This window comes from Amycolatopsis sp. NPDC051128 (assembly GCF_040682715.1).
Lineage (GTDB): Bacteria > Actinomycetota > Actinomycetes > Mycobacteriales > Pseudonocardiaceae > Amycolatopsis.
Map to the genome: position 1 here is coordinate 115,943 of NZ_JBFBBN010000006.1, position 12,045 is coordinate 127,987.

Annotated in this window: 11 protein-coding genes; 6 read left to right on the forward strand and 5 right to left on the reverse strand. The window is 71.7% G+C overall.

Going from position 1 to position 12,045, the window contains the following annotated elements:
- Window positions 1-24: 24 nt before the first annotated feature.
- Together AB0M82_RS09540 and AB0M82_RS09545 are read right to left on the reverse strand one after the other, a co-directional pair.
- A complete protein-coding gene (locus tag AB0M82_RS09540) occupies window positions 25-756 on the reverse strand; it encodes a hypothetical protein (RefSeq protein ID WP_364719182.1) in 732 nt (243 codons plus the stop codon).
- Complete coding sequence (locus AB0M82_RS09545) at window positions 749-3,781, reverse strand: DEAD/DEAH box helicase (RefSeq protein WP_364719185.1); 3,033 nt, start codon at window positions 3,779-3,781, stop codon at window positions 749-751. The genes AB0M82_RS09540 and AB0M82_RS09545 overlap by 8 nt, the downstream gene beginning before the upstream one ends.
- A gap of 216 nt (window positions 3,782-3,997) precedes the next feature.
- Here AB0M82_RS09545 and eno point away from each other — a divergent pair, with 216 nt between their 5' ends.
- A complete protein-coding gene (gene eno / locus AB0M82_RS09550) occupies window positions 3,998-5,281 on the forward strand; it encodes a phosphopyruvate hydratase (RefSeq protein WP_364719187.1) in 1,284 nt (427 codons plus the stop codon).
- A 46-nt stretch (window positions 5,282-5,327) separates the two neighbouring features.
- On the opposite strand, the gene AB0M82_RS09555 is transcribed toward eno, so the two are convergent.
- Window positions 5,328-5,912, reverse strand: a complete 585-nt coding sequence (locus AB0M82_RS09555) for a helix-turn-helix domain-containing protein (protein ID WP_364719189.1) — start codon at window positions 5,910-5,912, stop codon at window positions 5,328-5,330.
- Window positions 5,913-6,009: 97 nt separating this feature from the next.
- On the opposite strand from AB0M82_RS09555, the gene AB0M82_RS09560 reads away from it, so the two are divergent.
- Window positions 6,010-6,909 (forward strand): SDR family oxidoreductase, encoded by a 900-nt coding sequence (locus AB0M82_RS09560; RefSeq protein WP_364719191.1) that lies wholly within the window; start codon window positions 6,010-6,012, stop codon window positions 6,907-6,909.
- On the opposite strand, the gene map is transcribed toward AB0M82_RS09560, so the two are convergent.
- Window positions 6,906-7,730, reverse strand: a complete 825-nt coding sequence (gene map, locus AB0M82_RS09565) for a type I methionyl aminopeptidase (protein ID WP_364719193.1) — start codon at window positions 7,728-7,730, stop codon at window positions 6,906-6,908. The genes AB0M82_RS09560 and map overlap by 4 nt on opposite strands.
- Before the next feature lie 103 nt (window positions 7,731-7,833).
- Between map and AB0M82_RS09570 the strand changes: the two genes are divergently transcribed.
- The 3 genes from AB0M82_RS09570 to AB0M82_RS09580 all read left to right on the forward strand — a co-directional run bounded on the left by AB0M82_RS09570 (window position 7,834) and on the right by AB0M82_RS09580 (window position 10,414).
- Window positions 7,834-8,052: a hypothetical protein gene (locus AB0M82_RS09570; RefSeq protein ID WP_364719195.1), complete on the forward strand. Its 219-nt coding sequence runs from the start codon at window positions 7,834-7,836 to the stop codon at window positions 8,050-8,052.
- A gap of 197 nt (window positions 8,053-8,249) precedes the next feature.
- The gene (locus tag AB0M82_RS09575; protein WP_364719198.1) at window positions 8,250-8,759 is read left to right on the forward strand and encodes a hypothetical protein; all 510 of its coding nucleotides are present in this window, start codon (window positions 8,250-8,252) and stop codon (window positions 8,757-8,759) included.
- A complete protein-coding gene (locus AB0M82_RS09580; protein ID WP_364719200.1) occupies window positions 8,756-10,414 on the forward strand; it encodes a phospholipid carrier-dependent glycosyltransferase in 1,659 nt (552 codons plus the stop codon). The genes AB0M82_RS09575 and AB0M82_RS09580 overlap by 4 nt, the downstream gene beginning before the upstream one ends.
- A gap of 1 nt (window position 10,415) precedes the next feature.
- Here AB0M82_RS09580 and AB0M82_RS09585 read toward each other — a convergent pair whose 3' ends face one another.
- Entirely contained in the window at window positions 10,416-11,003 is a 588-nt protein-coding gene (locus AB0M82_RS09585) for an XRE family transcriptional regulator (RefSeq protein WP_364576237.1), read from the reverse strand.
- A 77-nt stretch (window positions 11,004-11,080) separates the two neighbouring features.
- On the opposite strand from AB0M82_RS09585, the gene AB0M82_RS09590 reads away from it, so the two are divergent.
- Window positions 11,081-12,022, forward strand: coding sequence for an NAD(P)/FAD-dependent oxidoreductase (locus AB0M82_RS09590; protein ID WP_364719202.1), 942 nt, complete (start codon window positions 11,081-11,083; stop codon window positions 12,020-12,022).
- Window positions 12,023-12,045 lie beyond the last annotated feature (23 nt).

Genomic DNA, 12,045 nt, shown 5'->3' on the forward strand with positions numbered 1-12,045 from the left:
TTCACCCGTCAAGCGCCCGGCCGGCTAAGTGCCGTGCTCTCCGGCGAGTGCCCGATACACCGGCCGGAGCAGCTCGGCGACGTCTTCGCCGCCCGCCGTGATCGCGAACGGCGGGGCCTGGTCCAGTAGCGCGTCGAACGGCGTCCGAGGCCCGTGCAACGGCGGCGCGCCGCCCAGACCCGGGGCCTGACCGCAGGCGAAGAAGGTGTCCATGACTTCGGTCAGAGCCGGGGACCCGTCGTCAGGATCGAGCGGCTCGGCGGAGATGAGCCGGTTCTTCAGCTCCTCGAGCAGCGTTTCGCGGTTCCGGCCGCGCAGCGCGAGGATGGTGAACGGGTCCTCGCCGACCCGCGCCACCAGCGCGGAGAACACGGCGTTCAGGTGGCCGCACGGCACCTCGGCGGCGGGGCAGGTGCAGTCCAGTGACACCTCCCGCGCCGACGACGGGAACAAGGGCAGCCGGAGCGCCTTGAAGATCTGTTCGACGTCGCGGGGCAGTTCGCCGCTGAGCAGCAGAACCGTGACCGACGCTTTCGCGGCGAGGGCATGCGTGATCGCCGCCCAGTCCGCTTTTCCGAACGCCGTCAACCCGATCCGCACCTGGTAGGGCCGGCTGTCCCGCACCTCGGCGTCGACGCGCCCGGCGCCGACCTCCAAGGACACGACACTCCCCTGGCCCTTCGCGGGCAGGAGGACGCCGATCGCCGTCAACGCCCGGATGAACCGGGCCGGCCACCACGGGAGCGGCTCAGTCATCGATCGCTTCCTCCCCCAGCGTGAGCACCCCGCGCAGCGCGTCCGTGGACAGTTCGGTGAGCCAGCTTTCGCCCTCGCCGACGACCATTCCCGCGAGCGCGCGTTTCTGGGTGATCAGGGTGTCGATGCGGTCCTCGATGGTGCCCGGGCAGACGAACTTCCGGACCTGGACGGTGCGTCCCTGTCCGATCCGGAACGCCCGGTCGGTGGCCTGGTTCTCCACCGCCGGGTTCCACCAGCGGTCCAGGTGCAGGACCTGGCTGGCGGCGGTCAGCGTGAGCCCGGAGCCGCCTGCCTTGAGCGAGAGCAAGAGAATCCGCGGCCCGTCACCGGCCTGGAAGCGTTCCACGATCGCGTCTCGCGCCCCTTTCGCCAGGCCGCCGTGCAAAAACGCGACTTCGGCGCCGAGCCGGTCCGCCAGATGGGGCACGAGCATGTGCCCGAATTCGGTGTACTGCGTGAAGCACAGCACCCGATCGCCCGACGCCAGGATTTCCGCCAGAATTTCTTCGAGGCGGATGACCTTGCCGGAGCGGTGCCCGATCGGGGAACCGTCGTGCAGCAGGTGCGCGGGGTGGTTGCAGACCTGCTTGAGTTTCGTGATCGCGGCGAGGATGTTGCCACGGCGCTTGATGCCCTGGCTGTTCTCGATCTTCTTCATCATCTCGTCGACGATCGCGCAGTACAGCGTGCCCTGTTCGCGGGTGAGCCGGTATTCCTGCCGGATTTCGAGCTTTTCCGGCAGCTCGGGAACGATCGCGGGATCCGTCTTCACCCGGCGCAGCAGGTACGGCCGCGTGAGCCGGCGCAGCGCGGCGGCCGCGGCGGTGTCGCCGCTGCGCTCGATCGGGGTGGCGAACCGTTGGCGGAACTCGAACCTACTGCCGAGCAGCCCGGGGTTGAGCAGGTCCAGCACCGACCACAGGTCCGCCAGCCGGTTTTCCACCGGGGTGCCGGTCAGCGCGAGCCGGTGCCCGGCCGTGAACCGCCGCACCGCCTTGGCCGTCGCGGTGTCGGCGTTCTTGATGGCGTGCGCTTCGTCGAGCACCAGACGTCGCCAGGCGACCGCCTCGAGTTCGCCGGCGTCACGGGCGGCGGTGGCGTAGGTCGTGACGACGAGGTCGGCCGCGGCGACCTGCTCGGCGAGCGCGTCCCCGTGCGCGCGGGCGCTGCCGTGGTGGGCGTGGACACGCAGGCCCGGGGCGAAGTTCGCCGCCTCCCGCTGCCACATGCCGACCAGCGACATCGGGCACAGCACCAACGTCGGCCGGCGATCGTCGTCCGCCCGCTCGACGGCCTCGAGCGCCAGCGTCTGGACGGTTTTGCCGAGGCCCATGTCATCGGCCAGGCACGCACCCAGCCCCAGCGCCGACATGAAAGCCAGCCACGCCACACCGCGCTGCTGGTAGGGGCGAAGCGTGGCACGGAACGACGGCGGCAGCTCGACCGGTCGCAGTGTTTGGTGGACCCGCTCGGCCAGGACGTCCCCGACCCAGCCGTCGGCGCTGACGTCGGTGACCGGGAGCGGCGCCTCCCGCGCGAGGTGGACAAGCTCCAGCAGCTCGGCCGCGGTGGGGCGCCGGGCGGGCCGGTGCGGGTCGCGGCGCAGGAACTCGAGACCGGCGCGGAGCCGGTCGGCGTCGACGCTGATCCACCGGCCCCGCAGCCGCACCAGCGGCGTTTTCGCCGCGACAAGCCTGGCCAGTTCCTCCTCGCCGATTTCGTCGTCGCCCACCGCGATCGCCCAGCGGAACCCGCCCAGCTCATCGCGGCCCACCCGGCTGCGGGTGACGACCTGCTCGGCGGGCGTGCTGCGGACCGACAGCCGCAGCCCGAGCCGGCGCCTGCCGTCCCAGGTGGCCGGAAGCTGCACTTCGAACCCGGCCTCGACCAGCCGGGTCGCGCCCGAGGTGAGGAACTGCTCGGCTTCCTCGACAGTCAGGTCGTACTCGGACGGCTGGGTCCCGCGCAACGCCGGCGCCAGCATCGGCTCCACCAGCGCGGCCCGGCCCAGTTCGGCGACGAACAGTCCCTTCGGATCCCTGACCAGCCCGTTCGCCTCGCCCGACCAGATCTGCCCCGCCGACAGCAGCAAGCTCGGATCCGCCGTCGCCCGCAGGAGGAACCGCAGCTGCCACTTGGTCCCGTCGCCGGTCTGATCGTCGGGATCGTCCTCGGCCGGCTGACGCAGGGTGCCGGCTTCGGCCAGCCGGAAACACGCCCGGCCGTCGACGACAGCGGTATCGGCGGCATCGGCGACCTCGTCCCACTTCGCGACGGCGTCGGCCACGACACCGAGCTCGCCCAGCGGCAGCTCGACGCGGGGAAGGCCGCCCTGCAGAGCGGACAGCCACACCCCGGCCGCGCCCCGGCTCCCCCGCAGGTCGACGGGCGGATCCGCCCGCGCCAGCCGGTCACGGACCGCCGCGTCGACGAGGGCGTAGAGGGCATCGGTGGCGAGCGCGCGCGGCGAGGCCCCGGTGAGTGGCGCGATCTGCTCGGCCCGCCCGACCGGTGGCATGGCCGCGACCAGCGCGTCGAACGCGACGAAATCCACGCCCTGCAGCACCGGGCGCCACCGGGCCTCCGCCGCATCGCCTTGGCGGACCAGCGTCGGCAGCACCCGCCCGCGCCGCACCAGATCCGCGGCCAGGCGGGCCACCGCCCGCAGGTAGGTGACCGAAGCGCCGTACGAGGCCGAGTCGTCGAGGTCGTCCAGCTCGGCCGCGTCCACGATCAACGCCGGCACCGACCACGGCCGCAACGCCGGCGCCGGGCCCCGCCGCTTACCGCCCGCCGCCGCCTCGGACGAGGCGAGCGGCCGGTTCGCCCGCGACGGCAGCAGCAACGTCGCCGACGTGGGCTTTCCGGGATGCAGAGCGGTCAACTGCGCGCTGGAGACCGCGAACGGGTGCGGAAGCGCGATCCGCGCCGAACGACTCGACGTGCCGGCCGGGCCGCGGTCGTGCTCCGCCCAGAGCAGCAGACCCCGGCCCGGAGACCACAGAGCGTGCACCAAGGGCAAGGTCTGAGGCTCCTTCGTCCGATCCGGGGTTCCCGCAGATCGTCGCACGACAGGCGCAGAGGTCGCCGACCGAGACCGCTGTCCACAATAGACACTTCGGCTCCCGGCCCGCTTGACCGGCTCGCAAACGACGTGATCGATTCAGACACTTCCTGCTAGCCTGCGTCACGGGACGGCGTCGGCCGGTGCCCTGAGGACGATCCACGAGGAGCTGAGATGACGGCAATCGCCCGTGTTCACGGTCGTGAGGTGCTCGACAGCCGGGGCAACCCGACCGTCGAGGTGGACGTCGTGCTGGCGGACGGCTCGTTCGGCCGGGCCGCCGTCCCGTCGGGCGCCTCGACCGGCACGCGGGAAGCGGTCGAGCTACGCGACGGCGACAAGGCGCGCTACCACGGCAAAGGCGTGCGCAAGGCCGTCACGGCGATCAACACCGAACTCGCGGCCGCGGTCGTCGGGCTGGCCGCCGAAGCGCAGGCCGAAGTCGACGCCGCGCTGATCGCCGTGGACGGGACCGCCAACAAGGCCCGGGTGGGCGCCAACGCGACGCTCGGCATCTCGCTGGCCGTCGCGAAGGCCGCCGCGGCGGCGAACACGCTGCCGCTGTACCGCTACGTCGGCGGGGTCTTCGCCCACCAGCTGCCGATGCCGATGATGAACATCGTCAACGGCGGCGCGCACGCCGACAACCCGATCGACTTCCAGGAGTTCATGATCGGCCCGGTCGGCGCCGAGACCTTCGCCGAAGCCGTGCGGATGGGCTCGGAGGTCTTCCACACCCTGCGCGCGTCGCTGCGGGAAGCCGGGCACAGCACCAACGTCGGCGACGAAGGCGGCTTCGCGCCGAACCTCGCCTCGGCCGACGAAGCCCTCGAGTTCGTGGTCCGCGCGATCGAGCAGAGCGGCTACGTCCCGGGCGAGGACATCGCGCTGCTACTGGACCCGGCCGCGTCGGAGTTCTACACCGACGGCGTCTACGACTACACCGGCGAAGGCCGCAAACGCAGCGTCGAAGAACACGTCGCCTACCTCGCCGAGCTGACGACGCGGTTCCCGATCGTCTCCATCGAAGACGGGCTCGCGCAGGACGACTACGACGGCTGGAAGCAGCTGACCGACCGCATCGGCGACCGGGTGCAGCTGGTCGGCGACGACGTCTTCTGCACCAACGTCGCGCTGCTGCGGGACGGGATCGACCGCGGGATCGCGAACTCGATCCTGGTCAAGGTCAACCAGATCGGCACGCTCACCGAGACGCTGACCACCGTCGACACCGCGCACAAGGCGGGCTACTCGGTCGTGATGTCCCACCGTTCCGGCGAAACCGAGGACACGACGATCGCCGACCTCGCCGTCGCCACCGGCTGCGGCCAGATCAAGACGGGTTCGCTGTCCCGGTCCGACCGCACCGCGAAGTACAACCAGCTCATCCGCATCGAGGAGGAACTGGGCGCCGAGGCCCGGTACGCCGGCCGCGCCACCCTGCGCGGCAGCCGCTGAGATCCGGGCGTCCGGCTCGCCCACGGCGATGGCGGGCGCCCGTCACTCAGGCCGCCGGCGCGGAACTCCCGCCGGTCAGGGCGCGCAGCTCACCGAGCACGCCGGCGGCGATATCGGACAGCGAACGCTCTTCGCCTTCGCGGATCCATTGCGTGAACGCGATCATGAACACCGTGACGCCCGAATCCGCCGCCAGCGTGGCCGCCGGTTCGCCCACCCCCCGCGCGCGAAAGGCTTCGGCGAGCGCGGTGGCGAGGATCGCCAGCTTGTGCAGCTCACGCTCCTGCAACGCGGGATTCCGGTCGATCACCGACTGCCGGGCGCGGGAACGGGACCGGCGCTCATCGGGGAAGAACGCCGCCGCCGACCGCAGCGCGGCGGCGACGACCTCGATCGGGGCCGCGGCCGGCGGCGCGGTGTCCACGCCCTCGACGAACGCCTGGACGAACAGCTGCTGCCCGTGGAAGAGGACCTCGCGCTTGTCGGCGAAGTGGCGGAAGAAGGTGCGCTCGGTCAGGCCGACGGACTGCGCGATCTCCGCGGCGGTCGTCTCTTCGTACCCGCGGGTGGCGAACAGTTCGAGCGCGGCCCGGTGCAGCCGCTCCTGAGTCCCCGGTTCCCAACGCACCATGCGGTCGAGTCTAGGTGATGACAGCGGCTGACTTCGGGCGTAGGGTTGATGTCAGTCACCGACGTCAGTCACTGACATCAGCAGAGGAGTTCATCTCATGCGCGTTTTCGTCACCGGAGCCTCCGGCTGGATCGGCTCCGCCGTCGTCGACGACCTGCTCGCCGCCGGCCACGACGTCACCGGACTGGCCAGGTCCGACGCGTCCGCCGCGGTGCTCCAGGCGAAGGGCGCCCATGTCCGCCGCGGCGACCTCGACGACCTCGACGGCATCCGAGCCGGCGCCGCGGACGCCGACGCCGTCATCCACCTGGCGAACAAGCACGACTTCGCGAACCCGGCCGTCTCGAACGCGGCCGAGCGCGCCGCCGTCCGGACCATCGGCGACGCACTCACGGAAACCGGGCGACCGCTGCTGGTGGCCTCGGGGCTGGCCGCGCTCGTCAAGGGCAGACCCGCGACCGAGGCCGACGCCTCCCCGTTCCACGGTCCCGGCGCACTGCGCGGCGGCAGCGAGAACCTCGCGCTCGAGTTCGCCGGCCGCGGTGTGCACCCGGTGATCCTGCGGTTCTCGCCGACCGTCCACGGCACCGGCGACCACGGGTTCATCGCGATCCTCGCGGCGATCGCCCACGAGAAGGGCGTCTCCGGCTACCCCGGCGACGGGGGCAACCGCTGGCCTGCCGTGCACCGGTCCGACGCGGCCCGCCTCGTCACCCTCGGCCTCGAGAAGGCGCCCGCGGGCAGCCGCCTGCACGCCGTGGCCGAAGAGGGCGTACCGACCCGCGAGATCGCGGAGGCCATCGGCCGCGCGTTCGACCTCCCCGTCGCCTCCATCGCGGCCGAGGACGTCCAGGACCACTACGGGTGGATCGGCCACTTCTTCGCCATGGACCTCTGGGCGACCAGCACGCGGACGCGTGAGCTGCTCGGCTGGACACCCACCGGGCCGGCGCTCATCGAGGACATCGACACCGGCGCGTACGGCACGAGGAGCTAGGCGTCCTTTGTGGACAGCCGGCCGGCGGAACCTCCCCCCGTGGCCGGGTTCTCCGATTCGCGCCGGGTGAGCACCAAGGGAGCGTCCTCGGTGACGGCCACCGTATGCTCGGAGTGGGCCGTGCGCGAGCCGTCCGCCGAGCGGATGGTCCAGCCGTCGTCGTCGTAGACGATCCGGTCGGTCGTGCGGGCGAACCAGGGTTCGAGCGCGAGGGTCAGCCCCGGCCGCAGCTTCAGGCCGCGGCCGGGCCGGCCCTTGTTGGAAATGTGGAGTTCCTCGTGCATGGTGCGGCCGATGCCGTGACCACCGAACTCGGCGTTGACCGGATAGCCGTAGTCACGCGCCACCGCCCAGATCGCCGCCGAGATGTCGCCGAGGCGGTTGCCCGGACGTGCCACTTCGATCGCCGCCTCCAGCGCTTCCTCGGTGGCGCGGATGATCCGCAGGTCCTCCTCGGCGGCGGTCCCGACGATGATCGTGCGCGCCGAGTCGGCCACCCAGCCGTCGACGCTGACCGCGAGGTCCGCGCTGAGCACGTCGCCGTCGCGCAGTGTGTAGTCGTGGGGCAGGCCGTGCAGGACGGCGTCGTTGACGGACAGGCAGATGACGTTGCGGAACGGGCCCTTGCCGAAGGACGGCGCGTAGTCCCAGTAGCACGACTCCGCCCCGCGCCGGTTGATCATGCCGCGCACGTGGTGCTCGAGGTCCAGGAGGTTGACGCCCACGTCGGCGAGCCGGCCGACCTCGGAGAGCACCTCGGCGACGAACCGGCCGGCCACGTGCATGCGTTCGATCTCCGCAGGCGTCTTCAGTTCGATCACGAAAACCTCACGTCACAGAGGGGTATAGTTATACCGGTACCCTAACACTGACCGGTATAGTAATACCAGTCGCCACCGGCTCGCGTCCGGCAGACTGGCCGCCATGAACCCCACCGCTCGCGAATTCGCGCGGTTGCGAGCCGCGCTCGAGTGCCTGCTCCCCGACACCGCGCCGTTCCGACCCGGCGCGACCGAGCACGACCTCGACCGGCTCGCCACCGCGACCGGGCTCGTCCTGCCGGCCGACCTGTGCGCGCTGCTGCGCGCGTCGGCCGGCCAGGACGACCCCGGCCAGCTGGACTGGGAGCGGCCGGGCAGTTAGCTGCGGCAGCGAGCTGTCAAGCCGCCCGATTGGCCCGATTGGCCGGTTTCAGGTGCTCGCCCATAGCTGTGAATGGCACATTGAGGGACATAGAGTCCCTCAATGTGCCATTCACGGCCTTCCGTTGACCGCTTGCGCGGCAGAGGAATCCTTAACCGCTTTCTCTCCCTGGTGGCGCGGCGGTCTATCGTTCCGCCATGTTCGATCGCCTCCGGACCAACACCCGCGCCTCCGCACTGCTGGCGGAGGTGTTCGACTTCGACATCGCCCGCCTCGACCCCGTCGAACCGGTGCGGCTGGCCTCGGGCGGCGAGCTCCGCGCGGTCGCCGGTGACGCCTCGGGCGGCACGTTCTTCGTGTGCGACAACGGCCCTGTGCTCTATGCCGACTCCGAAGGCACGGCCGGGATCGTCGCCGCCGACCTGGACTCCGTGCTTCGCCTGGTCGTCGGGGTGCCGACCTGGCAGGACGTCGTGGCGCACGTGCCCGACCTCGACGCGATGCGCGCCGCCTTCGAATTCTCCTACGCCGAGATGAAGGAGCACGAGCCGCGGATCGACCAGCTCTGCTCCGAAGCCGCCACGGAGCTGGAGTTCGACCAGGTCGCCGTCGAGGAACTGCTCATGTCGCTGAACACGTGCCTGACCGAGCTGTCGCCCGATTATGTGCTGCTCAACGAAAACGGCGACGAATACGACACTCTGTGACCCAGGCCGGCGAGGCGGCCCCCGAGAACCTGCCGACGGTGAGCGGCGACCGGCCGCGGCGGTGGTTGTTCGCGTTCGCGGTGGTCGTGCTGCTCGCCGAGATGGCGGTCGCGATGGTCGTGACGGCGGTGGAACAGACCCCGGCCATCGACGAACCCGTGTACGTGGGCACGGCGGTGGTCTACCTGGAACAGCACAGCCTGCGGTACAACCCGGAGCACCCGCCGCTGGGCAAGCTGATCGTCGCGTCCGGGCTCGCCTTCGCCGATGTGCGCCTCGACCCCGCCTTCGCCGGCGACCAAACCGAGCTCGGCCGGCACGTGCTGTACGAATCGGGCCATGACCCGGGACGGCTGATGCTGCTGGCGCGGCTGCCGATGATCGTGCTCACGCTGCTGTTCGGGCTGGTCGTCTTCATGTTCGCCCGTGATCTGGCCGGTCCCGCCGGCGGGCTGGTGGCGCTCGCCCTGTACGCGTTTTCCCCCGATGTCATCGCGCACGGGTCGCTGGCCTCGCTCGACGTGCCGGTGGCCGGTTTCCTGCTGACGTCGGCCTGGCTGCTGTGGCGGGCCCGGCGCCACCCCGTCCGTTATCTTCCCCTGGCGGGCCTCGCGCTGGGCGCGGCCCTGGCCACGAAGGTGACCGCCCTTGCCGCGGTCCCCGTGCTGCTGCTCCTGGTCGTGGCGTCCGTCTGGTGCGCCCCCGGCGATGGTCCACGAAGGACGGTCCGGCGCCTCGGGCTCGGCGCGGTGGCGGCCGTCGCGGTGGCGTTGGTCGCGGTCGCCGTGGTGTGGGCCTCCTACCTCGTCGTGGATCCGGGACTGCGCTGGGAAACCCCGCCGGATCTGCCGGCGGTCCACGGCCTGCGCGCGCTCGCCGACCGGCTGCCGTTCCCCCGGCCCTACCGGGACGGGATGCGCGTCCAGTTCGGCTTCGAGGACCAGGTGTGGAGCGGTTTCCTGCTGGGAAGGCACTACTTCGGTTCGCTGTGGTACTACCTGCCGGCCGCGCTGCTGGTGAAGACGCCGCTGGGCGCGCTGGCGCTCTGGACGGCCGGGGCCGTCGCGCTGGTGTCGGTCCCCCGGCTGCGGCCGGCGGCACCCTACGTCCTCGTTCCCACGGCCGTGCTGCTGGCCGCGGCCATGACCGGCCACCGCGACCTCGGCGTCCGGTACGCGATCTTCGTCCCGCTGTTCCTGGCGGTCGCGGCGGCCGGTGTGGTCGCGCTACGCCGGCGATGGGCGCACATCGCGGTGGCGGTCCTGGTCGCCGTCACCGCGATCAGCTCACTGCGGACGTTCCCGTACTACCTGCCGTATTCCAACGAGGCGTTCGGCGGACCGGCGAAGACCCATCTGCGCCTGCACGACTCGAACGTCGACTGGGGCCAGGACCTGGGCCGGCTGGCGGACCGCCTGCGGCAGCGTTACCCGGGCGAGCGGATCTGGCTCGTCTACAAGGGCAGCGGCCTGCCGTCCTTCTACGGCATCGACGCCGCCGACCCGCTCACTGTGTCCCCGGAGCAGGTGCGAGGGCTGCTCGTCGTGTCGGATTCCGCCATCGCCAAGGCCGACGACCGCCTGGCGGCGCTGATCGGCGGCGGCACGCCGATCGACGAGGTCGGCCACTCCATCACGATCTACCGCCGCCCCTAGCTCAGCGGGACTTCGCCCGCAGGTGGAGCCGCTCCCCCTGCTTGCCGAACAGGCTGAGGATCTCCGCCGGCCGGCCGTCGACCGCGCCGAACCAGTGGGGCAACCGGGTGTCGAACTCCGCCGCCTCGCCCGGGCCCAGTGTCATGTCACGGTCGGCCAGGATCAGGCGCAACCGGCCCGACAGGACGTACAGCCACTCGTAACCCTCGTGCACCTGGGGGTCCGGCTCGCCCGTTTCCGGTTCCAGGATCATCTTGAACGCCTGGGGCGCGCCCGGCTGGCGGGTCAGCGGGAGCACCGTCATCGCCGCGCCGTTGTGGCGCGGGATGCGGCGCGCGGTCAGCCGGACCCGGGGGTCGCCGACCTCCGGGGCACCGACCAGCTCGTCCAGCGGGACCTGGTGGGCCTGCGCGATCGGCAGCAGCAGCTCCAGGCTCGGCTTGCGCTGGCCGGACTCCAGCCGGGACAGCGTGCTCTTCGAAATGCCCGTCGCCGCCGAGAGGTCGGCCAGGGTGACCCGCCGCTGCGTGCGGACCCGCTTGAGCCGGGGGCCGACCTCGGCCAGGGCCTGGGTGATCGCGTCCGTCATGCCTCCAGCAAACCCGCTCGTCCCGGAAACGGCAACATTAGTTGTCGGATTCGCGAAGCCGGGTTCATGGTGGCGGCATGACCGAAAACAGCTATGACGTCCTGGTGGTGGGTGGCGGCGCGGCGGGCCTCAGCGCCGCCCTGATGCTGGGCCGGGCGCGACGGCGCGTCGCGGTCGTCGACGGCGGCGCGCCCCGCAACGCCCCCGCCGCGCACATGCACGGCTTCCTCTCCCGCGACGGCCTGCCGCCGTCCGAACTGCTCAAGGCCGGCCGCGAAGAGCTCGACGGCTACGGCGTCGAGATCCTCGAAGACCAGGTGACCCGGCTCGACCCGGGCTTCACGGCGGGGCTCGCGAGCGGCCGGGAGCTGACCGCCCGGCGCGTCCTCGTCGCCACCGGCGTCCACGACGACCTGCCGGACCTCCCCGGCCTGCGGGAGAGCTGGGGCACCGACGCGGTGACCTGCCCCTACTGTCACGGCTACGAGGTCCGCGACCAGCCGCTCGGCGTGCTCGGCACCGAACCGTTGAGCGTCGAGCACGCGCTGCTGGTCCGCCAGTGGTCGCCGGACGTCGTGTACTTCGCGCACACGGCGCCTCCGTCCGAAGAGGACCGTGAGCGGCTCGACGCGCGCGGGATCCGCGTCGTCGACGGCGTCGTGACGGCCCTGCGGCGGGAAGACGGCCGCCTCACCGGTCTCGAACTCGGCGGCCGGTTCGTGCCGCGTGTGGCGCTGTTCGTCCGCACCCGCACGGTCCCGCACGACGAGCTGCTGCGCGGGCTCGGCTACGAAGAGGGTGCCGTCGACCCCTCCGGGAAGACCACCGTGCCGGGGGTGTGGGCGGCCGGGAACGTCGTCGACGCGCGGGCGACCGTGATCATCGCCGCGGCCCAGGGCGCGGCCGCCGCGGGCGCGCTGAACCACGACCTCGTCACCGAGGACGTCCGGCGGGCGGTCGACGCGTTCGGCGGCTTCTCCCCCACGGCGGAACGCGCCGCCGCCGGGAGCCGTGCCTGACGTCCTGGTGTTCGAGCTCCCCG